Annotated in this window: 30 protein-coding genes; 16 read left to right on the forward strand and 14 right to left on the reverse strand. The window is 26.2% G+C overall.

Going from position 1 to position 25419, the window contains the following annotated elements; translation table 11 throughout:
- Positions 1-7 precede the first annotated feature (7 nt).
- On the forward strand, positions 8-427 hold the full coding sequence (gene tsaE, locus ACNI3D_RS08765) for a tRNA (adenosine(37)-N6)-threonylcarbamoyltransferase complex ATPase subunit type 1 TsaE (protein ID WP_419766730.1): 420 nt from the start codon (positions 8-10) through the stop codon (positions 425-427).
- Positions 420-1142 carry an LPS export ABC transporter ATP-binding protein gene (lptB, locus tag ACNI3D_RS08770; RefSeq protein WP_129099223.1) on the forward strand — a complete coding sequence of 241 codons (723 nt, stop codon included), beginning with the start codon at positions 420-422 and terminating at the stop codon, positions 1140-1142. The genes tsaE and lptB overlap by 8 nt, the downstream gene beginning before the upstream one ends.
- Here the strand turns inward: lptB and ACNI3D_RS08775 are convergent.
- From ACNI3D_RS08775 to ACNI3D_RS08785, 3 genes are read right to left on the reverse strand one after another with little or no spacing between them, the layout of a single operon-like run.
- On the reverse strand, positions 1139-2386 hold the full coding sequence (locus ACNI3D_RS08775; protein ID WP_419766731.1) for a GGDEF domain-containing response regulator: 1248 nt from the start codon (positions 2384-2386) through the stop codon (positions 1139-1141). The two genes, lptB and ACNI3D_RS08775, sit on opposite strands and share 4 nt — an antisense overlap.
- A gap of 41 nt (positions 2387-2427) precedes the next feature.
- Positions 2428-3153: a 3-deoxy-manno-octulosonate cytidylyltransferase gene (gene kdsB / locus ACNI3D_RS08780; protein ID WP_419766732.1), complete on the reverse strand. Its 726-nt coding sequence runs from the start codon at positions 3151-3153 to the stop codon at positions 2428-2430.
- A gap of 12 nt (positions 3154-3165) precedes the next feature.
- Positions 3166-4569 (reverse strand): PAS domain S-box protein, encoded by a 1404-nt coding sequence (locus ACNI3D_RS08785; RefSeq protein ID WP_419766733.1) that lies wholly within the window; start codon positions 4567-4569, stop codon positions 3166-3168.
- Between the two features lie 72 nt (positions 4570-4641).
- Here ACNI3D_RS08785 and polA point away from each other — a divergent pair, with 72 nt between their 5' ends.
- The 4 genes from polA to ACNI3D_RS08805 all read left to right on the forward strand — a co-directional run bounded on the left by polA (position 4642) and on the right by ACNI3D_RS08805 (position 8614).
- Positions 4642-7344: a DNA polymerase I gene (gene polA, locus ACNI3D_RS08790; protein ID WP_419766734.1), complete on the forward strand. Its 2703-nt coding sequence runs from the start codon at positions 4642-4644 to the stop codon at positions 7342-7344.
- Between the two features lie 95 nt (positions 7345-7439).
- Entirely contained in the window at positions 7440-8150 is a 711-nt protein-coding gene (locus ACNI3D_RS08795; protein ID WP_129099228.1) for a response regulator transcription factor, read from the forward strand.
- Positions 8151-8168: 18 nt separating this feature from the next.
- On the forward strand, positions 8169-8360 hold the full coding sequence (locus ACNI3D_RS08800) for a hypothetical protein (RefSeq protein WP_129099229.1): 192 nt from the start codon (positions 8169-8171) through the stop codon (positions 8358-8360).
- 35 nt (positions 8361-8395) lie between these two features.
- Positions 8396-8614 (forward strand): hypothetical protein, encoded by a 219-nt coding sequence (locus ACNI3D_RS08805; RefSeq protein WP_419766735.1) that lies wholly within the window; start codon positions 8396-8398, stop codon positions 8612-8614.
- 73 nt (positions 8615-8687) lie between these two features.
- Here the strand turns inward: ACNI3D_RS08805 and lgt are convergent, their stop codons facing one another.
- The 4 genes from lgt to argF are packed head-to-tail and all read right to left on the reverse strand — an operon-like array spanning position 8688 to position 13084.
- Positions 8688-9500, reverse strand: coding sequence for a prolipoprotein diacylglyceryl transferase (gene lgt, locus ACNI3D_RS08810; RefSeq protein ID WP_419766736.1), 813 nt, complete (start codon positions 9498-9500; stop codon positions 8688-8690).
- Positions 9500-10798: a (Fe-S)-binding protein gene (locus ACNI3D_RS08815; protein ID WP_419766737.1), complete on the reverse strand. Its 1299-nt coding sequence runs from the start codon at positions 10796-10798 to the stop codon at positions 9500-9502. Before ACNI3D_RS08815 ends, lgt begins: the two co-directional genes overlap by 1 nt.
- Entirely contained in the window at positions 10798-12165 is a 1368-nt protein-coding gene (hemN, locus tag ACNI3D_RS08820; RefSeq protein ID WP_419766738.1) for an oxygen-independent coproporphyrinogen III oxidase, read from the reverse strand. Before hemN ends, ACNI3D_RS08815 begins: the two co-directional genes overlap by 1 nt.
- On the reverse strand, positions 12158-13084 hold the full coding sequence (gene argF / locus ACNI3D_RS08825; protein WP_129099233.1) for an ornithine carbamoyltransferase: 927 nt from the start codon (positions 13082-13084) through the stop codon (positions 12158-12160). Before argF ends, hemN begins: the two co-directional genes overlap by 8 nt.
- A gap of 201 nt (positions 13085-13285) precedes the next feature.
- On the opposite strand from argF, the gene ACNI3D_RS08830 reads away from it, so the two are divergent.
- From ACNI3D_RS08830 to ACNI3D_RS08840, 3 genes are read left to right on the forward strand one after another with little or no spacing between them, the layout of a single operon-like run.
- Positions 13286-15400 (forward strand): ribonucleoside triphosphate reductase, encoded by a 2115-nt coding sequence (locus ACNI3D_RS08830; RefSeq protein WP_129099234.1) that lies wholly within the window; start codon positions 13286-13288, stop codon positions 15398-15400.
- Positions 15378-15542, forward strand: a complete 165-nt coding sequence (gene nrdD, locus ACNI3D_RS08835) for an anaerobic ribonucleoside-triphosphate reductase (RefSeq protein ID WP_129099235.1) — start codon at positions 15378-15380, stop codon at positions 15540-15542. Before ACNI3D_RS08830 ends, nrdD begins: the two co-directional genes overlap by 23 nt.
- Entirely contained in the window at positions 15520-16197 is a 678-nt protein-coding gene (locus tag ACNI3D_RS08840; RefSeq protein WP_129099236.1) for an anaerobic ribonucleoside-triphosphate reductase activating protein, read from the forward strand. Before nrdD ends, ACNI3D_RS08840 begins: the two co-directional genes overlap by 23 nt.
- Here ACNI3D_RS08840 and ACNI3D_RS08845 read toward each other — a convergent pair.
- The 3 genes from ACNI3D_RS08845 to hemB are packed head-to-tail and all read right to left on the reverse strand — an operon-like array spanning position 16174 to position 19049.
- Positions 16174-16854 (reverse strand): response regulator transcription factor, encoded by a 681-nt coding sequence (locus ACNI3D_RS08845; RefSeq protein ID WP_419766739.1) that lies wholly within the window; start codon positions 16852-16854, stop codon positions 16174-16176. The two genes, ACNI3D_RS08840 and ACNI3D_RS08845, sit on opposite strands and share 24 nt — an antisense overlap.
- Before the next feature lie 7 nt (positions 16855-16861).
- Positions 16862-18073, reverse strand: a complete 1212-nt coding sequence (locus ACNI3D_RS08850; protein ID WP_419766740.1) for a PAS domain-containing sensor histidine kinase — start codon at positions 18071-18073, stop codon at positions 16862-16864.
- A 1-nt stretch (position 18074) separates the two neighbouring features.
- Entirely contained in the window at positions 18075-19049 is a 975-nt protein-coding gene (gene hemB, locus ACNI3D_RS08855) for a porphobilinogen synthase (protein ID WP_129099239.1), read from the reverse strand.
- A 60-nt stretch (positions 19050-19109) separates the two neighbouring features.
- Between hemB and ribA the strand changes: the two genes are divergently transcribed.
- From ribA to ACNI3D_RS08890, 7 genes are read left to right on the forward strand one after another with little or no spacing between them, the layout of a single operon-like run.
- The gene (gene ribA, locus ACNI3D_RS08860) at positions 19110-19673 is read left to right on the forward strand and encodes a GTP cyclohydrolase II (protein WP_419766741.1); all 564 of its coding nucleotides are present in this window, start codon (positions 19110-19112) and stop codon (positions 19671-19673) included.
- Positions 19673-20257 (forward strand): 16S rRNA (guanine(527)-N(7))-methyltransferase RsmG, encoded by a 585-nt coding sequence (gene rsmG / locus ACNI3D_RS08865; protein WP_129099241.1) that lies wholly within the window; start codon positions 19673-19675, stop codon positions 20255-20257. The genes ribA and rsmG overlap by 1 nt, the downstream gene beginning before the upstream one ends.
- The gene (locus tag ACNI3D_RS08870; protein WP_129099242.1) at positions 20257-20478 is read left to right on the forward strand and encodes a PP0621 family protein; all 222 of its coding nucleotides are present in this window, start codon (positions 20257-20259) and stop codon (positions 20476-20478) included. The genes rsmG and ACNI3D_RS08870 overlap by 1 nt, the downstream gene beginning before the upstream one ends.
- Positions 20475-20846 carry a hypothetical protein gene (locus ACNI3D_RS08875; protein ID WP_419766742.1) on the forward strand — a complete coding sequence of 124 codons (372 nt, stop codon included), beginning with the start codon at positions 20475-20477 and terminating at the stop codon, positions 20844-20846. The genes ACNI3D_RS08870 and ACNI3D_RS08875 overlap by 4 nt, the downstream gene beginning before the upstream one ends.
- Before the next feature lie 2 nt (positions 20847-20848).
- Positions 20849-20995, forward strand: coding sequence for a hypothetical protein (locus ACNI3D_RS08880; RefSeq protein ID WP_419766743.1), 147 nt, complete (start codon positions 20849-20851; stop codon positions 20993-20995).
- The gene (gene glyS, locus ACNI3D_RS08885) at positions 20988-23003 is read left to right on the forward strand and encodes a glycine--tRNA ligase subunit beta (RefSeq protein WP_419766744.1); all 2016 of its coding nucleotides are present in this window, start codon (positions 20988-20990) and stop codon (positions 23001-23003) included. Before ACNI3D_RS08880 ends, glyS begins: the two co-directional genes overlap by 8 nt.
- Before the next feature lie 9 nt (positions 23004-23012).
- Entirely contained in the window at positions 23013-23153 is a 141-nt protein-coding gene (locus tag ACNI3D_RS08890; RefSeq protein ID WP_129099245.1) for an entericidin EcnAB, read from the forward strand.
- Positions 23154-23177: 24 nt separating this feature from the next.
- Here the strand turns inward: ACNI3D_RS08890 and ACNI3D_RS08895 are convergent, their stop codons facing one another.
- The 4 genes from ACNI3D_RS08895 to ACNI3D_RS08910 form a co-directional block, all read right to left on the reverse strand.
- Complete coding sequence (locus ACNI3D_RS08895) at positions 23178-23459, reverse strand: hypothetical protein (RefSeq protein ID WP_129099246.1); 282 nt, start codon at positions 23457-23459, stop codon at positions 23178-23180.
- Between the two features lie 133 nt (positions 23460-23592).
- Positions 23593-23838, reverse strand: coding sequence for a ComEA family DNA-binding protein (locus ACNI3D_RS08900; RefSeq protein ID WP_419766745.1), 246 nt, complete (start codon positions 23836-23838; stop codon positions 23593-23595).
- Positions 23839-23934: 96 nt separating this feature from the next.
- Positions 23935-24435 carry a nucleoside 2-deoxyribosyltransferase gene (locus tag ACNI3D_RS08905; RefSeq protein ID WP_419766746.1) on the reverse strand — a complete coding sequence of 167 codons (501 nt, stop codon included), beginning with the start codon at positions 24433-24435 and terminating at the stop codon, positions 23935-23937.
- A 26-nt stretch (positions 24436-24461) separates the two neighbouring features.
- The gene (locus ACNI3D_RS08910; protein ID WP_419766747.1) at positions 24462-25361 is read right to left on the reverse strand and encodes a uroporphyrinogen-III synthase; all 900 of its coding nucleotides are present in this window, start codon (positions 25359-25361) and stop codon (positions 24462-24464) included.
- Between the last annotated feature and the right edge of the window lie 58 nt (positions 25362-25419).

Genomic DNA, 25419 nt, shown 5'->3' on the forward strand with positions numbered 1-25419 from the left:
GGTAGTTTTGGAAAAAATAGAATTAATATTAGAAGAAAATGATTTAATTAAAATCATTAATAAATTAGATAAAATAATTGATAAAAAAGAGTCAATTGTTTTATTAAGAGGTGATTTAGCAAGTGGTAAGACTACTTTAGTTAAAAACTATGTAAAGTTTTTGAAAATCGATGATTTAGTTACATCACCAACTTTTTCAATTCAAACAATTTATGGGGAAAATATTTACCATTATGATGTTTATAATAAGAGTTTAGAAGAGTTTATATCTTTAGGCTTATTAGAAGAGTTTGAAAAAGAAGGTATTCATTTTGTAGAGTGGGGGGATGATAGATTAAATGAACTTCTTAACTCTTATGGCTTCCATACTATTAAAATAGATATTGAAAAATTAGAAAATAAAAGGCGATATATAATTAATGCATAAATTAAGAATAGAAAACATAACCAAAAACATTAAAAAAACTCAAATTTTACATGGTATTTCACTTGAAGTTAAATCTGGAGAAATAGTTGGTTTATTAGGACCAAATGGAGCAGGTAAAACTACAACTTTTTATACAGTTTGTGGACTTGTAAAACCAAGTTCAGGTAAAGTTTTTCTTGATGAAACAGATATTACAAATCTACCTTTGCATAAAAGGGCATTGAGAGGAATTGGCTATTTACCACAAGAGTCATCTATTTTTAAAGACTTAAGTGTAGAAGATAATTTAATGCTTGCAGCACAAATTGTTACAAATGATAAGGCAGAACAATTTAAAAGAGTAGAAGAGTTACTTGAAGTTTTTAATATTGAACCTATTAGACAAAGAAAAGGAATTTCTTTATCAGGAGGGGAAAGAAGAAGAACAGAAATAGCAAGAGCTTTAGTATCAAAACCAGTTTTTTTATTGCTTGATGAACCTTTTGCAGGGGTTGATCCAATTGCGGTTAAAGATATTCAAGAGATTATCAATCAATTGACACTTAGAGGTATAGGCGTATTAATAACAGATCATAATGTAAGAGAAACCCTTCAAATATGTGATAGGGCATATGTTATGAAAAGTGGGACATTATTAGCTTCTGGAAATAGTGATGAGATTAGAAATGATGTAAGCGTAAGAGAACACTACCTAGGAGAAAGTTTTACTTTTTAGAAGTAAAAAATTCTCTCTTCTTCATTTTCTAGTGCTTTGTTTAAAGCAGAACTTAATCTTTGTAAAATAAGATCTTCATTATCATCATTTTTCAATTCAACGACTCCAAAAAAACTGTGTTGAGAAAGTTTTTTATTCATAAGCATTGTATTTAAAATATTTTCAAGTTTATAAGATACATTTAATGCACCATCTAAATCAGTTTCTGGAAGTAAAACTATAAAATGTGATTTTTCAGCTTTAAAACAAATATCATGTTCTCTAATATTATTTTTAATTAATTCACTAATATCATTTAAAAAGTCTTCATAAGAGATAATTTTTTCATCTATATTTTTTACGCTTAGTTTTATTAAAGATAAATCTTTTCTATATCTTCTAACTCTTTTTGATTCAATTGAAAAAATCTTGTGAAATTTATTTAGATTGTATAAGCCTGTTATTAAGTCATGGTTATATTTATATTCGAATAGATTTGATTTTTCATTTAAATTTGTAATATCAAATAAAGAGACTAGAAAATATATCTTTTCCTTTTCTATTTTTGTAACATTTAATTTAAAAGTTCTTGTAACATCAACTACTTTTATCTTTATTAAGACATTTTCATTATCTAAATTAGATATAAACTCATACCAAGGAGTAGTTTTCAACTCTTCTTTCGTAGAAAATTGTTCTTTGTCTAATAATATTTTTTCTAAATTTATATCAAATACTTTGAAGTTTTTTGAAAATATATCATTCTGTGCAACTATTTCCCCATCTTCTATAATAGTTACCAAACTATCTTGTTTATTTAGTAACTCAAGAATAGAGTCATCAAATTTATTGTTACTAGTATATATAATATTTTTTAAAAACTTGTGTTCTAAACATTTTGTAATATTTTTTATTAATTCATATAAGTCTAAAGGTTTTAAACAATATGAACTAATACCTAATTCAATAGATTTTTTATAAAAACTAGAATCAGTATGTGCTGTTGTTACGATACTAGGTATATTTGAATTAATTTCATTAATTCTTTTTATCATCTCTAACCCATTCATTTTAGGCATATTAATATCAGCAATAATTAAATCTATATCAGGATTATTTTTAAATGATTCAAGACCTTCTTCTCCATCGTTGCAGACAAACAATTTACCAATAATACTATTTAAAATATTAGAAGTGAAATTTCTTATTTCTTCTTGGTCTTCCACATAAAGTATATTTAGTTGTTTAAAAAAATCTTTATTCATAATACCTTCTATTTTATATTAAAATTTTGTTTGAGATTAATTTATTTTGCAAAAATATTAAGTGCATTTTTTAAATCTTCTTCTGTATCAATACCAAATGATTTAGACTCTACTTCAACCATCGCAATTTTCTTTTCATGATAAATTGCTCTTAATTGTTCAAGTTTTTCTATACTTTCAGTTTGTGCTGCAGGAAGTTTACAAAACTCATCTAAACTTTTGACAGTAAAACCATAAATTCCCAAATGTCCATTATATGTGGCATTCTCATAGTGGTCTCGGTAGTATGGAATTTTGCTTCTAGAAAAATATGTGGCATTTCCCTTGTCATTTAATAATACTTTTACATGATTTGGATCATCTGCTAATTGTGAAGATATCTTTTTATGGCAAGATACAATCATAATATCTTCTTTATTGTTTCTAACTTCTTTTACTCTACTAATAACAGCTTTTATCACATCAACTTCTATAAAAGGTTCATCAGCTTGAACATTAATAACGATATCATCTTCTTTTAAATTGAGTTTTTTGGCTGCTTCATTTATCCTATCCGTTCCACTTTGATGTTCATTTGAAGTGATAATAGCATTTATTCCATGTTCTTTTGCTAATCTTATTACATCCTCAGAATCTGTAGCGATTGTTACATCATCTAAACTACTTACTTGTTTTGCAGTTCTTATAACCATAGGTAAACCAAGTATATCAACTAAGATTTTATTTTGAAATCTACTAGAATTTAATCTTGCAGGTATTATTATCATATTTTGTTTCCTTTAAATTATTATAGGCAATTTTATTTTAATAGTTGTTTCATTTGAGACTGAGTTAACTTCTATTGTACCTTTTAAATGCATTTCGATAATACTTTTAACAATGTATAATCCTAATCCTACACCATGTTTCTCATCTTTTGTTGAAAAATATGGTTCGAATATTTTGGAAATATTATGTTTAGGGATTCCACCTGCATTATCGTGAAAGGATAATTCAACAAAATCGTTTATTTTTTTAACTTCTATAAATATCCTTTTATTATCTTCCATCATATTTTTTTGCATTGCTTCAATAGAATTTTGAACAAGATTATTAAATACAGTTACTAATCTATCTTGATAGGTTTCTAGTATTAAAGTTTCATCACATATTATTTCGAAGTTAACGACCCTTTTATATGGTTTGATTAAAGTTTCAAACAATTTTTTTAATTCTACTACCTCTTTTTGTCCCTCAAACTCTATTAGGGATTTAAACTCTTCTATTGTATTTGATAAAGTTTTTACACTTTCATTTATTTTTTTTAAGCCTTCATAAAAAGGTCCATTATCATCTATGTCAAGAGACAGTTTCTGAGCAATAATAGAAATTGTATTAAGTGGTTGTCTCCATTCATGAGAAATAGTTCTAATAGTATCTGTCATAATATTTAGCTTATTATCTTGAACTAATAGTTTTTCAGATTGTTCTAAAGTATGAGTAATATCAAACATAAGAGCTGTAAATCCAGTAATATCACCATATTTATTATAAATTGGTTTTATTTTAAGGTCTACCCAAAAAATGTCATTATTCTTTTTTACATTTTTGATTTTCCCTGTCCATTCTTTGCCACTTTTTATACTACTCCACAAATCTTCAAAAAGTTCTTTAGGAGAGTCTTCATGTTGAATAACTGCATGTGATCTTCCTAATAGTTCACTTTTTGAATAACCTGTTAATTTACAAAAAGCATCAGAGACTTCAGTAATAAAACCAAACTTATCTGTATGACTTGAGATAACATATTCATTTAAAATTTGGTCATCTGAGATTTGTTTTGTAATATCTTTAGTATTTAAAACAAAAAGCTTTTTATTTAACATAAGAGAAACAGTCACTTTAAGATAAATTGGTTTCTTATCTTTTCTTGTACAAACAAGATTCATATCTGTATCATATGAATTTATCATATTATTTTTTAAAAGTTGTAAAAACGAGATTTTGTATGATTCATTAACTAAATCAACAAAATTTAAAGATAGTAATTCTAAACTTGTATATCCAAGTATTGGACTTAGAGCATCATTTACATACAAGAATTTACTCTTAAAATCAATAATAGCAATTCCATCCCATGAGTTATTAATTATTTCTTTTAATTCATAGTTTGTATTTTTCAATTTTTCTAAATCTGAACCCATTAAAAACCTAAATAAACTTATTTTTATATCTTTTCATTATAATATAAAAACTTTAAAACTAGGGAAAATTTAATGGATAATGATAATTTAAGTGCAAAAAAAACGATAACTGTAATAGATACATTTGGCTTTTTATTTAGAAGTTTTTACGCACTACCACCTTTAAAATCAAAAGATGGCTTTCCAACAGGATTATTAACAGGATTTATGAATTTTATATCAAATGTTGGAAAAGATTTTCAAACTGATTATATTGTTTTTGCACTTGACTCAAAAGGTAATACTTTTAGAAATGAAATATACGATCAATATAAATCTCATAGACCAGATGTACCAGAAGACTTATTAAAACAACTTCCCATCGCAATCTCTTGGATAGAACAGATGGGATTTAAAACGGCAATTAAAAGTGGCTTTGAAGCCGATGATATTATTGCCTCAATTGCTCATGATGCAAGAGAAAAAAACCTTGAAGTTAGAATTGTAAGTCATGATAAAGATTTATACCAATTGATTGATGATGATACAGTTTATTTATTTGACCCTATAAAAAAAGTGATAATAAATGAGGAAAAATGTTATGAAAAATATGGTGTTCATCCTAAACAATTTACGGATTACCAATCACTTTTAGGCGATAGTGCAGATAATGTTCCAGGAGTAAAAGGAGTAGGTGCTAAAACAGCAGAAGCTTTAATAAAAGAGTTTGGAACTTTAGAAAATATTTATGAAAATATTGAAAGTGTACCAAAGCCTAGATGGAAAACACTTCTTTTAGAAAATAAAGAGATGGCGTTTATTTCAAAAGAATTGGTAACTTTAAAAAAAGATTGTCATTGCATAGATATTTTAGATGAATTTGAATTACCAAAAGAGAACCCAATCTTGATAATCCAGGATACTTTACTAAAATATGATTTAAATAAAATAGTTGAAAGAGTTCATCAAAATGGTCTTAACTATAAAACAGAACTTCCAAAAGTAAAAGAAAAAATAAATTATGATTTTATATTATTAGATACAAAAGAAAAACTAGAAGAGGTAATAAATGCTATTCCTAAAGATTCAATTGTAGCTTTTGATACAGAAACGACTAGTTTAGATACAAAAATAGCCAAAATAGTTGGTTTTTCTTTTTCTTATGAAGATAATAAAGCATACTATATCCCAATAGCTCACAAATACTTAGGTGTTCCAGAACAAGTTTCACTATCTGATGCTAAAAATGCTATTAATAAATTAAACAAGTTTAAATTAATTGTTCAAAACTTTAAATATGATTTTGACATTATAAAATTTAATTTTGATATTGAGTTAAAACTATTCGCTGATACTATTATCTTAGCTTGGTTATTAGATAGTAGTTCAAAAGTAGGACTTGATGCTTTAGCAAAAAACTATTTTGAATATATAATGATTGCCTTTAAAGATGTGGTTAAAAAAGGTGATGACTTTTCTACTGTTGATATTTCAAATGCTTGTAATTATGCAGCGGAAGATGCTTTAATGACATATAAAATATACTTTAAACTATTAGAAGAGTTTAAAAAACAAAATTGTGAACATCTTTTAAAAATAGCAGATGATTATGAGTTTAAATTTATTGATGTGTTAATAAATATGCAAAATAATGGTGTGAAAATAGATACGCAAATCTTAGAAAATCTTAAAATTCAAAATCAAGAGTATATTCAAGAGCTTACAAAAAAGATTCATGCACTTGCTGGAACTAAATTTAATATAAATTCTCCAAAACAATTAGGGGTAATACTTTTTGAAACATTAGGATTAACTGCTTCTAAAAAAGGGAAAACTGGATATAGCACAAATGAAGTTGTATTAAATAAATTAGTAGACTCACATGAAATTATTTCAGTAATATTAGATTATAGAGAAGCTTATAAACTACAATCTACATATATAGAACCCCTTTTAGAATTGGCTTCTAAAGATAAAGAAAATAAAATTTATACTTCTTTTTTACAAACAGGAACAGCAACAGGAAGACTTAGCTCAAAAAATCCAAACTTACAAAATATTCCAGTAAAAAGTAGTGCAGGTAGAGAGATAAGAAAAGCCTTTATTGCAAGAAATGGATATAAACTTGTAGGTATTGATTATTCTCAAATAGAATTAAGATTATTGGCTCACTTTAGTAAAGATAAAGCCTTAGTAGATGCTTTTAATAGTGATTTAGATATTCATAGTCAAACAGCTGTAAAAATATTTGGAGAAGAAGAAGCAAAGCAAAAAAGAAATATTGCAAAAACAATTAATTTTGGATTACTTTATGGAATGGGAAGTAAAAAACTAGCAGATACCCTTAAAATAACTCCCAAAGAGGCTAAAGTTTATATTGATTCTTATTTTGAAGCCTTTACAAATGTAAAAGAATATATGAAATCAATTGAAGATTTTGCTTTAGAAAATGGATATGTTGAAACTTTAATCAAAAGAAGAAGAATATTTGATTTTAACACAGCAAATACAATGCAAAGAATAGGTTATTTAAGAGAAGCAGTTAATACAAAATTTCAAGGAAGTGCAGCAGATTTGATAAAATTATCTATGATAAAAATCTTTGAAAAATATAAAAATAATGAAAATTTAAAAATGATTTTACAAATTCATGATGAACTTATTTTTGAAGTTAAAAATGAAAATTTGGATGAAATAACGAATGATTTGAAAAAAATAATGGAAAATATATTTACACTAGAGATACCTTTAAAAGTATCTGTGGCTATAGGTAATAGCTGGGGTGATTTAAAGTAAAATAAAAAAGTTTTTTATTAAAAAATAATTTTCTTTTGACAAGAAAAATAAATTTAGCTATAATAAAACTAAATAAATCAATTAAAGAGTAATGAATGATTAAAACATTAAAAAATATTAGAAAACTAAATAATGCAAAATTATTAGTTGTAAGTAGTGATTTAAATGTTAAAAAGTCTTTAGAGCAAGATTTAGATAATTATTTTAAAGAAGTTAGTTTTGTCTCAAATAATAAAGATGCATTAATCTTGTCAAGCCAAAGTACTTATGACCTTGTAATTATAGATACTCAATGTGATGGTATGATTTTCAAAGATTTTTGTTTTGAATTAGCTGAAATTGCACAAACTCTTCCTAAAATAATAATTTCTAGTGAGGATAATAGTGAAGATATAGTTACAGCTGTAAATTGTAATTCATACACATTTATTTCTAAACCCTTGCGATTACAAGATTTAAAACTAGCAATTATAATGTGCTTAAATCAGACAAAAAGAGGTGACAAAGTTGAATTCCAAAATGGAATTTATTTTGATGAATATAGAGATCAGTTCTTTAAATCTGGTGGAGCAGCAATTGATTTCACAAGACTTGAAAAAGGCTTTTTAAAACTCCTTATTACAAGAAGAGGAGAAATTACTGATTATGATACAATAAAAGAAATTGTATGGAAAGGTAAAAATATGTCTATTTATACAATGAGGAATATTGTAAACAAAATAAGACAAAAAACTTATTATGAAATAATTAGAAATCATTCTAATAAGGGATATGTAATTGACGAAACAGGTATGAAGAGATTCTAAATAATAAAGGGTGCCTAAATGGAAGAACTAATTTTGACAAAAGATGAATTAGTCGAGATGTTTGAAAATCATATTCTTGAAGACACTCAAAAAGGTTGGCTCTTTGATAAAAAAGTAGTAGAAATTATTGCTTTACATGAAGTTGAACCTAAATATCTACAAGATATTACAAATGCAAAATATTATAAAATAATCCCGAAAGGTAATTAATGTCACACTGTCCGTTCTGTAAAAAAAAGATTGCTATGAGCAAAGCATTTTGTTCAAGAAGTTGTAAAGAGAATTATTTTCAACTAATAGCAATACAAGTTCCAAAACCATTCTTAAAAAGAATATTTGTGTTTTGTGATCCTGAACAAAGAGAAGCAGAAATAGAAAACTTCGCTGATAGACATGGTTGGCGATTAGATTTATTAAAGAATAAAATTGATGAATTAGCTATAGAACATGGTTTCACCAACTGACTAGATTAAAAGAATAAAGAAGTTTCTAATTAACTACAAAATATCAGCATTTAAATCTTAAATAATCTAAAAATTATGATAATTTCTTTTTCATAATAAATAAAATTAAAACTGCTACAATTAATATACAAAATGATTGTAGCATACCCATTGTAAGCCATTCACCATATAAAAATCCTAATTGAACATCTGGTTGTCTAAAAAACTCAGCAGTTATTCTAGCAGTTGAATAACACAATGCATAAATAATAGCTAATTGTCCATCAAATTTTTTCCTATTTCTAAAATACACTAATATTAAAAAGATAACCAAACCTTCAAGGAATGCTTCATATATTTGAGAAGGATGTCTTAAAACACCATCGACATATATTCCCCAAGGTAAGTCTGTAACTCTTCCTACAAGCTCTTGATTAAAGAAGTTTCCAAATCTACCAAATATATATCCAAAACTAATTCCTAGAACTGCAATATCAGTTATAAACCAAAAAGAGATTTTATTTTTTTTACAAAAAAGAAGAGAAGCAATTAAAAAACCAATAAAAGCTCCATGATAACTCATTCCTGAAATTCCAACATATGTTCCATCAACAAAGGGATTAAATATTTGCCATGGATGAGTTAAATAATATTTAGTATGTGTATCATAAAATAAGACATATCCTATTCTTGCACCCAAAATTACTCCGATCTCTGCCCACCAAATATATGAATCAAAAATCTCTTGTTTGATATTTATTTTGTCATAGTTTATAAACCATTTAGCAACATAAATTGCACTTAATAATGCAAGAGCATACATAATCCCATACCAATGAACTGAAACAGGACCTAAATGAAATGCTATTGGGTTAAACTGAGAATAAATATTTTGCCAAAACTCCATTAATCTAATGCCTCAGCTATCAATTCAATTGGATTTTTAAATACAACATCAACATCTGCTTGATACAAAGAATTTGTAATTTGCATTCTACAGGCACTACATTCTGCACTTACAACTTGAGCTTTAGTCTCTTTTATCATTGCAGCTTTTGGAGCACCTGCTGCTTTTGCGAAGTCATATTTTTCTGTTTGCATAGTAACTCCTCCAAAACCACAACATCTATTTGAATCACTCATTTCTGTTAAAATATAATTTTGTTTTAATAAATCTCTTGGCTCTTTCCAAACATTTTGCATCTTTTTAGCATGACAGGGATCATGATAAGTTACTACATCATCAATTTTTTTACCAGAGTTTGCTAGTACTTCTTTTAATTTTGTATTATTCTCAAGCCATTTTGTAGCCATAAACACTTTTTTAGATAGTTTTACAGCTCTTGCTTTCCACTGGGGTTGATTGTATAAATAATGTTCCCAATCTTGATTTATCATTGCACTACAGGTAGCTTCAGGAATAATTATGGCATCAACATCATCAATCCAAGTTTCAAAATACTCTATATTTTTTTTAACTAAGTAATCAACAGTATCAAAATCACCTGTAAAATATGCAGGTGCACCACAGCATAATTGTTTTTTAGGAATAAAAATATCTATTTCTAATTTTTTTAAAATATCAACTAAACTATCACCAATATTTGTATAACTATAATTTCCCATACAACCAATAAAAATAGCAACTCTATTTTTGATATTAGTATCTTTATTTACAACATTTGCAGGTATATTTTCCGGATATTTATTTAAAAATGTTCTTTTATCTGCATAAGGTAAGGCTCTATCTTTTTTTACAATTGGTAAAGAAAATCTAGGAACAGCTGAACTACTTTTTTCTTCTATTTTTATAGCACATGTTTGAAACATCCATCCAAGTTTAGACATAAAGTCCATAATCTTTCTATGTCTTAACAAAAAGAAAAAAGCTCTTTTATACCAAGCTATTCCATATTTTTTGGCAATATCAGAACGAACTTGCTCAATAATCATATCTGTTGGTAAGTCATTTGGACAAACTTCAACACAGTTTGTACATAAAAAACAGCTTTCGAATATATCTTTTGCTGTTTTATCTAACTCTAATTCATTTCTCTCATATGCACCTAATAAATCAATAAATCCTCTTGGACTTGTTGCTTCATCTTGATTTATATTAAATATTGTACATACAGGTTTACATTTTCCACATTTAACACAATCATCGCTAATGCTTGTATAATCAAATTTATTAATTTCTTTCATTATATAGTTTTACTAAACCTTCTTTTATTTTCAGGAATTTTTTTCAAATAAGCATCAAAAGGCATACAAATGTTTCTTATTAGCATTGCACCTGTGGGGTTTACTTTTATAAACTCTTTATCTAATGTCATTAGTTCAGCTTCAATAAACTCATCTAAAGCATTCACATCTTCTTTGAAGTATTCAAAAAAATCAATATGGAACTTCTCTTCAACTCTTTTAATATTTAAAGAGAAATTACTCATAAGTTCCATAATTACGAATTGTCTTAGTTGGTCATCTGCACTTAATTTATAACCTTTAAATGTAGGTAGTTTACCATTATCTAAAGCCTCTTCATAATGTTTTAAATCTTTATAATTTTGTGCATAATAATCAACCCCATCACCAATTGATGTAACACCAATACCTATTAAATCAGCTCCACCTTTAGTAGTGTAACCTTGAAAATTTCGATGTAATTCCCCTTTTTCAATTGCTTTAAAAAGTTCATCATTTTCTTTTGCAAAATGATCCATACCTACCATTTTATAACCATTACTAGTAAAAAAATCAATAGTATCTTTTAAAATAAGTAGTTTTTCACTAGGTGGAGCAAAAGTAGTTTCATCAAACTTCCTCATAGTCTTCATAAGCCAAGGAACATGTGCATAATTAAATACTGCAAATCTATCTGCATCAAGTTTTACTATTTTACGAAGTGTTTCATTAAATGTTTCTCTATTTTGATGTGGTAAACCATAAATCAAATCTATATTTATAGATTTGATTCCAGCTTCCCTAGCTATATTCACAACATTTTGAGTTGTTTCATATGGTTGGATTCTATGAATTGTCTTTTGAACTTCTTCATCTAAATCTTGAACTCCAAAACTAAGTCTATTACAGCCACCTTTTTTAAGAACATCCATGTGCTCTTTTGTAAAATATCTTGGATCCACTTCACATGAGATTTCAGCATCACTACTAAAGTTTGGAAAACTTCTTTTTATCATAGTAAAAACTTCATCTAATTGTTCAGGAGAAAAATATGTTGGTGTTCCTCCACCAAAGTGCATTTGAGTCACTAATCTTGAGGTATCTAACTTCTTTTCTAGTAGTTTTAACTCTTTTTGCAAGTACTTTAAATATCTTACTTTTTTATCTTCTTTAGATGTGAAAATAACATTACATCCACAGAAATAACAGGCACTTCTACAAAATGGAAGATGAAGATACAATGAAAGATTTCTTGATGAATCTTGTTTTGAAAAAATATCTATTAAATCATCTTGTGAAAATTCTTCTGTAAACTCAGGAGCTGTTGGATATGAAGTATATCTAGGTCCTGGCTTTGAGTATTTTTCGAATTTTTTAAAATCAATCATTTCTTTTTCCATCTAACCAAACCATAACACCTTTTTGTGCATGTAGTCTATTTTCAGCTTCTTCAAATACTTTACTTTGAGGTCCTTCAAATACCTCTTCAGATACTTCATATTCTCTATATGCAGGTAAACAGTGTAAGAAAATAGCATCATTAGTTGCATAAGACATAAGCTTTGTATCTACAATATAACCTTCAAAATCTTTTACTCTTTTTTCTTTTTCATCTTCTTGTCCCATTGATACCCAAGTATCAGTTGTAACAACAGTTGCATCTTTTATAGCTTCAATTGGATCATTTCCAATTATTATTTTTGCACCTGATTCTTTTGCAAATTCTAAAGCTTTATTTAAAATCTCTTGTTTAACTTCATAACCTTTAGGAGTAGCAATTCTAAGTTCAAATCCAAGTTTTGATGCTAACATAAGCCATGAATGGGCTAAATTATTTCCATCTCCAACATATGCAGCAATCAAATCTTTATCTTTGCCTTCTTCCATAATTGTCATATAATCAGCCATAAGTTGTACTGGATGAAAATCATCAGTTAGTCCATTTATAACAGGTACTTTTGAATATTTTGTAAACTCTTCAAGCTTTGAGTGTTCAAAGGTTCTAATCATCACCATATCAACCATTCTTGAAATAACTCGTGAAGTATCACTCATTGGTTCACCTCGTCCTAGTTGTATATCATTTGATGATAAGAATAGTCCTATCCCACCTAATTGATAAATACCTGTCTCAAAAGATACTCTTGTTCTTGTTGAACTTTTTTCAAAAATCATTCCAAGTACTTGTTTAGGTAAATACTCTTTAAAATTTCTTTGTTTTGTTTCAGCTTTTATTTGCTTTGATAGTTCTAGAATTTCTAATAATTCTTCTTTACTAAAATCTGCAATTGTTAAGAAATGTCTCATTCTAATCCCTTGTTTTTATAAAAGCAAATATTATATTAGAATTGGCTTTATTTTAAACTTAATTATTAATATAGTTTACTTAAAAAATATAAATAAATTTCTTGTGAAAAGACCTTAAAATGACACTTTAGTGACTTTTTAAGTAATGACAAATTAAGACAATATTACTTAAACTTTGCTTATTAGATTTAAGGGAAGAAAATGGATAAATATATATTCAAAAGGGATAAAGAAAAAGAGGAATACCAATCTTATAAAATAAAAGATGCAATTAAAAAGGCATTTAAAAGTGTACAAGTAAATTATGATGAAAGAGTATTTTTTAATGTTGTTAATAAATTAGGATTAATTGAAGAATTATTTGTAGAAGATATTCAAGATATTATAGAAAAAGAACTTTATAATTTTAATTATTATGAAGTAATGAAGTCATTTATGGTATATAGACATACTCATAAACTTCAAAGAGAGCATGTTTTAGGATTAAGTGAAGATACAACTTTTATAAACTCAACACAAACTGTGGAAGAGTATATTTTAAAAAGTGATTGGAGAGTAAATGCTAATTCTAATACTGGATATTCACATGCTGGTCTTATAAATAATAGTGCAGGTAAAATAATTGCAAATTATTGGCTTGATAAAATATACTCTAAAAAAGAGGGATATGCACATAGAAATGCTGATTATCATATCCATGATTTGGATTGTTTAAGTGGATATTGTGCAGGTTGGAGTTTAAGAATTTTACTTGATGAAGGATTTAATCAGGTTAGAGGAAGAGTAGAAAGCACTGCTCCAAATCATTTTAGAGAAGCTTTAGGACAAATGGCAAATTTCTTAGGAATATTACAAAGTGAGTGGGCAGGAGCTCAAGCTTTTAGTAGCTTTGATACTTATTTAGCTCCTTATGTATTTAAAGATAACTTAGAATATAAAGAGATAAAAAAAGCTATTCGAAGTTTTATTTATAATCTAAATGTTCCAGCGCGTTGGGGACAAAGCCCTTTTACAAATGTCACTATTGATTGGACTGTTCCAAATGATTTAAAAGATCAAATTCCAACACGAAATCAGAAACATCTTTTTAAAGACTTTGAAGATGAAATTCTTTTAAAAAAACTAAGAATTAAAGGTTATACCTCATTTGAAGAGTTAACCTACAAAGATTTTCAAAATGAGATGAATCTTATAAATAAAGCCTATTATGAAATAATGACAGAAGGGGATAAAACAGGTCAACCTTTTACTTTTCCTATTCCTACTGTAAATATCACTGAAGATTTTGATTGGTATGGTGAAAATACAGATTTATTATTTGAAAATACAGCAAAGATTGGAAGTTCATATTTTCAAAACTTTGTGGGTAGCCAATATGTCAAAGATGAAAATGGAAATTTAATTCCAAATGAAAAAGCTTATAAACCAGGTCATGTTAGAAGTATGTGTTGTAGATTACAACTTGACTTAAGAGAACTTCTTAAAAGAGGAGGTGGTTTATTTGGAAGTGCTGAAATGACAGGAAGTATTGGTGTCGTTACTATCAATATGGCTAGGCTGGGATACTTGTATAAAGGAGATATAAATAGTCTACTTAAAAAACTAGAAGAGTTAATGGACTTAGCAAAATCTACATTAGAGAAAAAAAGAGTTTTTATTCAAGATATGTATGAAAGGGGTCTTTTCCCATATACAAAAAGGTATCTAAAAGGATTTAATAATCACTTTTCAACTATTGGTGTAAATGGTATGAATGAAATGTTAAAAAACTATTTTTCTAATAAAGTTGATATGTCTTCAGATATTGGAAATGATTTTTGTATCCAAATATTAGATTTTATGAGAGATAAAATGATTCAATATCAAGAAGAGACTGGTAATCTATATAATCTTGAAGCAACACCAGCTGAGGGTACAACTTATAGATTTGCAAAAGAAGATAAAAAAAGATTTAAAGATATCATTCAAGCTGGATTTGATAAAAATATCTACTATACAAACTCTTCTCAACTTCCAGCAAATTATACTGATGACCCTTTTGAAGCATTAACTCTACAAGATGACCTTCAATGTAAATATACAGGTGGAACAGTTTTACACTTATACATGAATGAAAAAATTTCATCTGTTGAAGCTTGTAGAAAATTTGTAAAAAATGTACTTACAAACTTTAGGCTTCCATATATAACAGTTACTCCCTTATTCTCTATTTGTGAAAAACATGGTTATATAAGTGGAGAACATGAATTTTGTCCAAAATGTGATGAAGAAATTTTAAAACAGGAGATTAAAGATGAATTATCAAGAATTGCTTAAAAAAAATAGTGAAAAAAGAACAAAATGTATAGTTTATACTAGAGTTATGGGTTATCATAGACCAGTTGAAAGCTTTAATATAGGTAAAAAAGGTGAACATAAAGAAAGACTCAAATTTGTTGAATCAAAAAATTGTTTATGATTTTACAAAATTTACAACTACAGATTACACAGGATATTTATCTTGTGTAATCTGGTTTAAAGGGTGTAATATGAGATGTCAGTATTGTTATAATGATGATATTGTATTTTCTAAAAATGGTAATTACACTTTAAATGATATTTTAACTTTTTTGAAAAATAGAGTAGGGATGCTTGATGCTGTTGTTTTATCAGGAGGAGAAGCTACACTTTATGATTTAAGTGATTTTTGCAAAAAAATAAAAGAATTAGGATTTAAAATAAAATTAGATACAAATGGCACAAATTTTACATTAATAGAAAAACTCACAAAAGAAAAACTTATAGATTATATGGCAATTGATTTTAAAGCACCAAAATATAAATACAAAACAATAACAGGTATAAATGCATACACTAAGTTTATTAATATAATAAAATATTTAATAACTATTAATTTCACTTTTGAACTTAGAACTACAGTTAATTCAAGCTTGTTAGATGAAAATGATCTAAACAATATGATAAATATACTTACTAATTTGGGATATCAAAATACATACTATTTACAAAATTTTTTACAAACTAGTTCAAATATTGGAAATATTCAAAAACAAAGAGATATAAATAAAGAAGAACTTATACAAAATAGTTTAACTATTCAATGGAGAAATTAAATATCCTTGACCTAAGACATTTTCAATAATATCTTTAGACATTTTTAATCTTAATCTTTTTATAAAAGTTCTAAGTCTCTCATCACTTACTTCATCACTCCAAAGTGTAGATTTGATTTCTTCAGGACTTACAATAGTATTTTGATTCTTGATTAATAAATATAGAAAATCCTTTTCTCGCTTTGTAATATTTACAATTTTTCCATTTTCATACAAAGTCATAGTATTATTATCAAAGGTAAAATTCTCTTTTAATCGTACTCTTTTTTGTTTATTTATCTTAGGTGCTATTTTCCTAATATGCTCGATAAGTTCTTCTGGATCAAAAGGTTTAATTAAATATTTATTTATTCCTATATCAATAGCTTTTAATAACTTGTCTTTATCAGAATGAGCACTTAATACAATAATAGGAATTGATTCATCAAACTCTTTTATTTTTTGTGTCATTTCCAAACCATCACAAAGTGGCATCATAATATCAGTTATTATAATATCAGGCTTAAATGATTTAAACTTTTTTAAACCTTCTTTACCATCTTTAGCAATAATTACAGAGAAAAAATAATCATTTATAGCATCTTTTAAAAGTTGAGCTAATCTTTTTTCATCTTCAACTATTAGTATTTTTAAATATTTTAATAACTTATCTTTCATATTCTTCCTAATTATTTAAGGGGATAAAAATTGTAAAATTAGAACCATTTTCAAAGTTTTTATGAATTAGCTCACCTTCTAAACTTTTTTCAATAATCATTTTTGACATAAACAATCCCAATCCTGTACCTTGACTTTTATGTTTTGTTGTAAAATAAGGGTCAAATATTTTATCTAAGTTATCTTTACTAATTCCACCTGCATTATCTATTATTTCTAGCTTTGCATATTTTTTGCCTAAAAATTTTTCTTCACTTAACTTTATTTGTATAATTTTTTTATCTGTATGGTTAAGTATAAAGGCATCTTTTGAGTTTTGAATTAGATTAATAATCACTTGAGTAAGTTCATTTAATACACCTAAAACTTGATAATTTAATGGTACATCTATATTTAAGTTTATATCTTTTATAACTTTCTTCAAAATTAAAATAGCTTCATCAACTGCTTTTTTTATCTCAAAACTTTTTTTATCTTTTTGTGGATTAAAAAAGTTTGAAAAATCATCTATTGTAGAAGACATACTAGATATCAAATTTTTGCTCTCAATATAAAGCTCATCTAGTTTCTCTTTTTCATTTGTATTAAAGAACTTTTTCATATTAAAAAGTGTAAGATTAAGCTCAGTTAAAGGTTGTCTCCATTGGTGAGCAATATTTCCTAACATTTGACCTAAACTTGCCATTCTTGATTGTAGAAATAGAAGTTTTTGTTTCTCTTCATTCTTTATAATTTCTTCTTTTACTCTATGTTCCAAAGTTTTATTTAATTCTTTTAACTCTTTTGTTTTATAAAAAACTCTATTTTCTAAATCTTTATTTAATTCTTCTAACTCTATTTCTTTTTTTTCTAATCTTTTTTTTAATTCAACTTCTTCTGTTACATCATATCTTATAGCAATAAACTCTTTTATTTCATCATTTTCATCTAAAATAGGAGTAATCGTAGTATTTAAATAAACAGTTTTCCCATCTTTTGTGAGATTTTTAACTGTAGCTTTGTATGGTTTTTTATTTAAAATAGTATCCCAAAGTAGAGTAAAGTTACTCTTTGGGATATTGGGATGTCTTACAATATTATGATTTGAACCAATTAATTCTTCATATTTATATCCAGAAATTTTGCAAAACTCATCATTGACAAAAGTTATTATTCCATTAATATCAGTTTTTGATACTATATTTGAATTTTCAATTGCCTCTTGATAAGTTTGGCTCATTTTATTTTCTATTTAAAAGCTCACAAGCTTCTTTTGCATGATATGAAATAATAATATCAGCACCCGCTCTTTTAAAAGACACTAAAGTTTCCATCATAGTTCTTTCATAATCAATTAACCCAGCAATTCCTGCATTTTTAAGTAAGGCATATTCTCCACTTACATTATAAACTGCTAATGGTAGATTTGAACTATTTCTAATATCTCTTACAATATCCAAATATGCTAATGCTGGTTTTACCATAAGTATATCTGCACCTTGATTTTCATCTTGAATTGATTCTTCAATAGCTTCTCTTCTATTTGCTGGATTCATTTGATAAGATCTTCTATCACCAAAAGATGGAGTTGAATCAGCAACATCTCTAAATGGACCATAATAAGCACTTGCAAATTTAGTAGAATATGCCATGATGGGTAAATCAGTAAATCCATTTTCATCTAAAGCAGTTCTTAAAGTTTCAATAATACCATCCATCATTCCACTAGGAGCTATCATATCAGCACCAGCACGTGCATGAACAAGAGCTTGTTGGGCAGATATTTCTAATGTTTTATCATTATCAACTGTTTGAGTTTTGGGGTCAAGTATTCCACAATGTCCATGGTCTGTATATTCACAAAAACACAAATCAGTAGATACAAACATAGTAGGGAACTTCTCTTTTACAGCTCTTATTGTTCTTGCTATTATACTTTCATCACACAAACATTCACTTCCTACAGAGTCTTTAACATCTGGAATACCAAATAAAATAATTGAATTTAAACCTATACTTTGAATATATTCACACTCTTTTAAAATCTCATCAATACTCATTTGAAAAACACCTGGCATAGATGCAACTTCAGTTTTAATACCATTTCCTTCAACTACAAATAGTGGATATATAAAATCATTTGGGCTTAGGTTTGTTTCTTGCACTAGTGCTCTTAAATTTTCATTAATTCTTAATCTTCTTAATCTTTTAAACATTCTATTTACCTCTTTTAGATATAATCTGCACCATTTTAACAGTTTAAGGTTTAAAAAGATATGAATATCGAAGAATCAAATATTGCAAATTTACCAACAACACATGGTAATTTTCAAATACAATCTTTTAAAGAACATCACAAAGAACATTTAGTAATTTTTTCAAAAAATTTAGGTGATGTTGTAAATGTAAGAGTACATTCAGAATGCTTAACAGGAGATGCAATTGGCTCATTAAAGTGTGATTGCCAAGCCCAATTAAATTTCTCATTAGATTATATAAATAAAAATAGTGGTATGGTTATATACTTAAGACAAGAAGGAAGAAATATAGGTTTACTTAATAAAGTAAATGCTTATGCCCTACAAGATAAGGGATTTAATACAATTGAAGCAAATCATCAATTAGGTTTTCAAGCTGATGAAAGAACTTATGAAATAGTAGAATATATTTTAAATAAATTTAATATCAAAAAAATAAATTTAATAACAAATAATCCGCATAAAATTGAAAGTTTAGCTAATATAGAAATTGTAAAAAGAATTCCCGTAGTTGTGGGAGAAAATGAGAATAATAAAGACTATTTAAAAGTCAAAAAAGAAGAAATGGGGCATTTGCTATAGTGAAAATAAATAATTTAAAAGAGTTAAATTTAGAAGAAGATTTTTTACCAAAATGTGAAGAGTTTAAAAAGACTTTACAGCATTGGGGCAAAGTACATAATCTTTCAGCTGAATTAGAAGATGAGAAAATAGAAAAGAATATATATGATTCTATTTATGTTTTAAAATTTATAAAAGAGTATAAAACTGTTGCAGATATAGGAACAGGAGCTGGTTATCCTGGGCTTATTTTAGCAATGGCAAGACCTAATATTAAATTTTATTTAATAGAACCTAGAGCAAAAAGAGTTGCTTTTTTAAATTTTATTAAAAACTCACTAAAATTGGATAATGTAGAGATATTATGCAATAGAGTAGAGTATGTAAAAGATATTAAAGTTGATTTAATCACTTCAAGAGCAGTTACGAATACTTCTTTATTATTAGACTTAACAAAAGATATTTCAAGTGAAAATACATCTTATTTATTTTATAAAGGTAGTATGCTTGAATCAGAACTTGAAGAAGCAAAAATACATAACTATGAAATAATCAAAAAAGATGAAAAAAGAAATTACTTATATATAAATAAAGGAAACAAGTAATGGTATTTAAAGCATTAGCAGTACTTATTATTTTATTTATTGTTTATATTCTATTTTTTAAAAAAAGAAGAGAGAGTGAAATCGGCAATAAAAAGACAAAAAGAGAAGAATCTATCTCAGATATAATGGAAGAGTGTCCCACTTGCAAAACTTATGTCTCAAAAAAAGAAGCCATATTAAGTAATGGGAAATACTACTGTTCAAAGGAGTGTCTACAATGATAATACTTGGCGATGCTTTAGTACCATATGAAGAGACTTCATTTATAAATAAACTTGAAAATATAACAAATACAAAAGCAAATTCTACTATTTTATTTGATTTTAATGAAAATTATCTAAAATATTCTTATGAAAATAACTTGTTTATAGGAGTTATTGTTCATACATTAAAAGAAGCACTTTATGCAAATGCTTTACATGCTAAGTATATTATATGTAATAAACCTCTAGATAAAACTATTCAAGATATTGCTGAAAATTATATGTTTGATTCTAAAATATTAACAATAATTGAATCTAGTGATGAACTTGAAATAGTAGCCATGAATAAAATTGATGGTGCAATATATAAAAATTTGTTAGGATAAACATGAAAGATATACTTGATATAATAGTTATTATAGCTTTTGTAATAATAGTTTTTGGATTTATTAGAGGCTTCAATAAACAACAAATTGGAAAACATACAAAAAAATTAGAAGAAATCGAGAAAAGGGAAAAAGAGAAAAATGAATAAACCATTATTAATTGAAATAGGTGTTGAAGAACTGCCTGCTATACCATTTTTAAAAGAGTTACCAAATATTGAAAAAAAATGGAGTGATATTTTAGAAAAATTTAAATTATCAACTGATTTTGACTTTTTTTATACTCCAAGAAGGTTGGTTCTTTGGCATAGAGAATTTAATTTAACGCAAGAAGATACAACTATTGAACAATATGGAGCTCCTGTTACAATTGCATATAAAGATGGAAAACCAACAGGTGCAGCAATTGGTTTTGCAAAAAAATGTGGAATAGATGTAGATGATATCAAAACAATAAATAATGGAAAAGATGAAGTTTTATACTTTAAAAAAGAAGAAAAAGGTAAATCTTCTAAAGATTTATTAAATGACATGATAAATGAATTTATAAATGCCCTTGACTTTGGAAAATCTATGAGATGGGCAAGTAGAACTGATAGCTTTATAAGACCTATTAGAAGTCTTATTCTTATGTTGGGTGAAGAAGTAGTTGAAGGTGAACTTTATGGTGTAAAAAGTTCAAATAAATCATTTGCTCATAGAATGGTGTCTTATGAACCATTTAGTTTTGATTTTGCAGGAGATTACTTTTGTAAGTTAGATAAAAATGGAGTAATTTTATATCCAGAAGATAGAAAAAAGATTATTTTAGATCAAATGAAAGATATAGAATCACAAAACAATTTAAAAATAGATATAGATCCTGAACTATTAGAAGAAATTGTTGCAATAACAGAATACCCAACAGCTCTATTGGGTAGTTTTGATGAAGAGTTTTTAGAGTTACCAGAAGAAGTAATTGTAACTTCAATGAAAGAACACCAAAGATACTTTGCAGTTTATAAAGATGGAAAACTATCAAATAACTTTATTGTTGTATCAAACTCTAAAACAGAAGATTTCTCTTTTATAGTTGCTGGAAATGAAAAAGTTTTAAGACCAAGATTATCAGATGCTATGTTCTTTTATAAAAATGATTTAAATAATGGATTATCAAATGAAGGTTTGAAAAATCTAGTTTTCGTAGATGGACTAGGTTCTATGTATAAAAAATGTGAAAGAGAAGTAAAAATAGCTTCATATTTAGCCCAAATATTTGAAGTAAAAGAAAAAGAGTTATTAACTAAAGCAGTGATGCTTTCAAAAGCTGATTTGATGTCTGAAATGGTTTATGAGTTTACTGAATTACAAGGACTTATGGGATATTACTATGCAAAAGCTGCAGGTGAAGATGAGTTAGTTTTTACAGCTTTAAAAGAACAATATTTACCTGATGGTGAAGACTCAGACTTACCATCAAATAAATTTTCAGCAATAGTGGCACTTTCTTATAAACTTGATAATCTTATGGGGCTTTTCAGTGTTGGTAAGATTCCAACTGGTTCAAAAGATCCATTTGGACTAAGACGAGCAGCAGCTGGTATTGTAAAAATTGCTATGGAACACAAAGTTGAAGTAAATCTTTCAAATATAATTGATAATTTATTAGATACTTACAATGGATTAAAAAAAGAAAAATTAATTGAATTTTTCAATGAAAGATTATTTAAAATATTTGATGTAAACCCATCTGTAATAAAAGCCGTATTAGGGAGTAGAGAAGGGGATATTTATAAAATTTCTCAAAAAATTTGTGCTCTTAATCCAATAGTATTAAGCGATGATTTTAAAGAATCATCAACGACCTTTAAAAGAGTAGCAAATATCATTAAAGATATTAATATAAATAGTTTATTAAGTGTTGATGAATCTTTATTTGAACAAGAAGAAGAAAAAAATTTATATGAAACTTATACTCTGTTAATAAATAAAAAATATAATTCTTATGAAGAAGAACTTGATGCCCTATTTTCTTTAAAGCCAAAATTAGATAAATTTTTCGATAATGTTTTTGTAAATCATGAAAATGAAAACATAAAAACAAATAGAAAAAATCTAATAGGACTTGTTTATCAGGCTTTTAGAAATATTGCAGATATTAAAGAGATTACAATATAAGGATTACAAATGAAAAAATTTTTAGCTCTTATCACATTGGTAACATTTATTGTTGTATTAAGTGGATGTGCTACATGGAATGGTGTTAAAAAAGACACTTCTGATGCCTATGATGCGACAAAAGAAGCTATTCATGATGCAACAAAGTAGTTAGTTTACTTTGTTGTTTTACTATTAAAAGTATGGTAAATAAATTTTATAGTCTTTATTTATTTTAAATAAAATATTTAAAGACATTTTTTGAAGTAGAGTAAATTTTTTATATAAAACAATATATTTATTTGGTAAAAAATCAAACTTGATATTATTTTTTGTTAAAGTGTAAGTTATTTTTATTAATTCTCTTTTAGCTAATTCGTATTCATTATCATAATCAAATTTTAAAACCTTATTTTCATTGTCAAATTCATAGTAGGCTAAGTTAAGTGAATCGATTTGTGTTTTTATATCTTTCATGTTATTACTTTATTTAAATTTGTTATTTTATTATTTTATTATCCATTAGTTAACAGAAGATTAACAAACTAATCTTTTTTTAAGAAAGTATGAGTGATTTTTTTAAAATAGAGTGAAAATTCACTCTATTTTATTATTTACAAGCAGAAAATGAGATTTTATCTTCATTTTTTTCTAAAAGAGCTTTTCCTATACCTTTTATATTTAGAAGGTCATCTTTATTTTTAAAACATTTATGTTGAGTTCTATATTGAACAATAGATTCAGCTTTTTTATCTCCAATCCCATTTAGAGTTTTTAATTCCTCAACAGAAGCTTTATTTATGTCAATTGCAAATAAAGCCAAACAAAACAGCGTTAGCATCAAAATGATTTTCATTTTTTCTCCTTAATTTAAATAATATATTATTATAAAATTTAAATTAATTAATGCTTTAATAGAAACTAATATGCAACTAAATAGTTTAAAATATGTTTACTTATTATTTATATACTTTAAAACATCCTCAAAATCACCAAATATAATCTTCTCTACACTACATGCAATCATTAAATTTATAGAATAATCAAAATCTTCAATAATCATATTGTCATTATCTACATATGCACTATTATGAAGATATTTTTCATTTTCATTAAAACTATCCAAATAACTTTGATTGTTTTGCATATAACCGTAAACATCTTTTCCTAAAGCTTTTGCATAACCACATTCCCAAATTGTTCCAGAGTCAGCCTCTTTGCCACGGAATTGATTCAAATTTGCAATAACGATATCTGATTGATGTATTAATTCAACATTTGCTTTATAAATATCTTGTGCTATTTTTTGTTTGCTTTGGTTAAAATCAACAACATTATCTAAGGGATATAATCCTTCATAATCATATTTTTTGCAAAGAATAGAATAAGTTTTACCTATTTGTATAGAGTTTTGTTTAAAAACATCAAATCCAGCAATATATATTTTTTTCATATTAATTTAGTCCTATTTTGTTGTATTTATAAAAGTATTGCTTTTTTTATACAAGAGCTCAAAGAAGCCTTATCTGAAAGTATTGGTTTTATATCAGAGGGAAAATACTTTAATGTTGTTTCTCCAATTGATATTGCTTTAAAGCTGTGATGCCATTTAAATGTCTTAAAAAAGTATTCTACTGTAGAAGGAGAAGAGAATATAATCTTTGAGTTCTTAGGCAAAACCTCTTTTACCAAAGGCTCTATGTAATTGTTCTCATAGAGAATTACTTCTTCTGATAAAATACCATTTTTATTTAAATCATCTGATATATTTGATGTAATTTTATTACCTCTTACATACAAAACTTTTTTATTTTTTAATTCACATACTAATTCATTTGTAAATTCATAAGTATTACTTTTATTTGCAATAAAATTAATATATCCGCCTAATTCTTTAACTTTTTTTGCACTTTCTTTGCCAATAACATAAGAAGGGATATTTTTCCAATCACTATTAACTTTATCAATACCCATAACACCATGTTTTGAGCTAAATACTAAAGCATCAAATTTTGTAAGATTTATATCTTTTTTTAAATATTTTATTTCAAATAAAGGAATGTTTTTTGCCCATTTTCTCTTTTGATTATTCAATAGATAGATATTTTCTTTTGAATTATTATAATCTTCAATTTTATTTTTTATTTTATTTTTAATTCTGTCAAAAATAGAAAACCTTTTATTAATTACTATCATATTATTATTTTCGAGAATATCAAATCTTATATTATTTTTTGAAAGTACATAAGTAATTTTAAAAAATTCTTTTTTTATATTCTCATTAATATAATCTACTTCATTTAAAAATATGTTTTTTTTATAATCATAGTCAAAATAAATAAGTTTAAGTGTTGGAATAATTTGTTCAATTTTTTTCATTTAAATACTCTTTTATATTTTATTTAGATGATAATACATTTTAATTAATAAAGAGTTA

Source organism: Arcobacter siniprincipis (SeqCode) (assembly GCF_048571125.1).
In the GTDB taxonomy this organism is placed as follows: Bacteria; Campylobacterota; Campylobacteria; order Campylobacterales; family Arcobacteraceae; genus Arcobacter; species Arcobacter siniprincipis.

What these genes read in the sequence shown, in the direction of transcription:
- lptB (WP_129099223.1), top strand. Translation starts at nt 420, where the DNA reads ATGCATAAATTAAGAATAGAAAACATAACCAAAAACATTAAAAAAACT.
- ACNI3D_RS08775 (WP_419766731.1), bottom strand. Translation starts at nt 2,386, where the DNA reads ATGAATAAAGATTTTTTTAAACAACTAAATATACTTTATGTGGAAGAC.
- kdsB (WP_419766732.1), bottom strand. Translation starts at nt 3,153, where the DNA reads ATGATAATAATACCTGCAAGATTAAATTCTAGTAGATTTCAAAATAAA.
- ACNI3D_RS08785 (WP_419766733.1), bottom strand. Translation starts at nt 4,569, where the DNA reads ATGGGTTCAGATTTAGAAAAATTGAAAAATACAAACTATGAATTAAAA.
- polA (WP_419766734.1), top strand. Translation starts at nt 4,642, where the DNA reads ATGGATAATGATAATTTAAGTGCAAAAAAAACGATAACTGTAATAGAT.
- ACNI3D_RS08795 (WP_129099228.1), top strand. Translation starts at nt 7,440, where the DNA reads ATGATTAAAACATTAAAAAATATTAGAAAACTAAATAATGCAAAATTA.
- ACNI3D_RS08800 (WP_129099229.1), top strand. Translation starts at nt 8,169, where the DNA reads ATGGAAGAACTAATTTTGACAAAAGATGAATTAGTCGAGATGTTTGAA.
- ACNI3D_RS08805 (WP_419766735.1), top strand. Translation starts at nt 8,396, where the DNA reads ATGAGCAAAGCATTTTGTTCAAGAAGTTGTAAAGAGAATTATTTTCAA.
- lgt (WP_419766736.1), bottom strand. Translation starts at nt 9,500, where the DNA reads ATGGAGTTTTGGCAAAATATTTATTCTCAGTTTAACCCAATAGCATTT.
- ACNI3D_RS08815 (WP_419766737.1), bottom strand. Translation starts at nt 10,798, where the DNA reads ATGAAAGAAATTAATAAATTTGATTATACAAGCATTAGCGATGATTGT.
- hemN (WP_419766738.1), bottom strand. Translation starts at nt 12,165, where the DNA reads ATGATTGATTTTAAAAAATTCGAAAAATACTCAAAGCCAGGACCTAGA.
- argF (WP_129099233.1), bottom strand. Translation starts at nt 13,084, where the DNA reads ATGAGACATTTCTTAACAATTGCAGATTTTAGTAAAGAAGAATTATTA.
- ACNI3D_RS08830 (WP_129099234.1), top strand. Translation starts at nt 13,286, where the DNA reads ATGGATAAATATATATTCAAAAGGGATAAAGAAAAAGAGGAATACCAA.
- nrdD (WP_129099235.1), top strand. Translation starts at nt 15,378, where the DNA reads ATGAATTATCAAGAATTGCTTAAAAAAAATAGTGAAAAAAGAACAAAA.
- ACNI3D_RS08845 (WP_419766739.1), bottom strand. Translation starts at nt 16,854, where the DNA reads ATGAAAGATAAGTTATTAAAATATTTAAAAATACTAATAGTTGAAGAT.
- ACNI3D_RS08850 (WP_419766740.1), bottom strand. Translation starts at nt 18,073, where the DNA reads ATGAGCCAAACTTATCAAGAGGCAATTGAAAATTCAAATATAGTATCA.
- hemB (WP_129099239.1), bottom strand. Translation starts at nt 19,049, where the DNA reads ATGTTTAAAAGATTAAGAAGATTAAGAATTAATGAAAATTTAAGAGCA.
- ribA (WP_419766741.1), top strand. Translation starts at nt 19,110, where the DNA reads ATGAATATCGAAGAATCAAATATTGCAAATTTACCAACAACACATGGT.
- ACNI3D_RS08870 (WP_129099242.1), top strand. Translation starts at nt 20,257, where the DNA reads ATGGTATTTAAAGCATTAGCAGTACTTATTATTTTATTTATTGTTTAT.
- ACNI3D_RS08875 (WP_419766742.1), top strand. Translation starts at nt 20,475, where the DNA reads ATGATAATACTTGGCGATGCTTTAGTACCATATGAAGAGACTTCATTT.
- ACNI3D_RS08880 (WP_419766743.1), top strand. Translation starts at nt 20,849, where the DNA reads ATGAAAGATATACTTGATATAATAGTTATTATAGCTTTTGTAATAATA.
- glyS (WP_419766744.1), top strand. Translation starts at nt 20,988, where the DNA reads ATGAATAAACCATTATTAATTGAAATAGGTGTTGAAGAACTGCCTGCT.
- ACNI3D_RS08890 (WP_129099245.1), top strand. Translation starts at nt 23,013, where the DNA reads ATGAAAAAATTTTTAGCTCTTATCACATTGGTAACATTTATTGTTGTA.
- ACNI3D_RS08895 (WP_129099246.1), bottom strand. Translation starts at nt 23,459, where the DNA reads ATGAAAGATATAAAAACACAAATCGATTCACTTAACTTAGCCTACTAT.
- ACNI3D_RS08900 (WP_419766745.1), bottom strand. Translation starts at nt 23,838, where the DNA reads ATGAAAATCATTTTGATGCTAACGCTGTTTTGTTTGGCTTTATTTGCA.
- ACNI3D_RS08905 (WP_419766746.1), bottom strand. Translation starts at nt 24,435, where the DNA reads ATGAAAAAAATATATATTGCTGGATTTGATGTTTTTAAACAAAACTCT.
- ACNI3D_RS08910 (WP_419766747.1), bottom strand. Translation starts at nt 25,361, where the DNA reads ATGAAAAAAATTGAACAAATTATTCCAACACTTAAACTTATTTATTTT.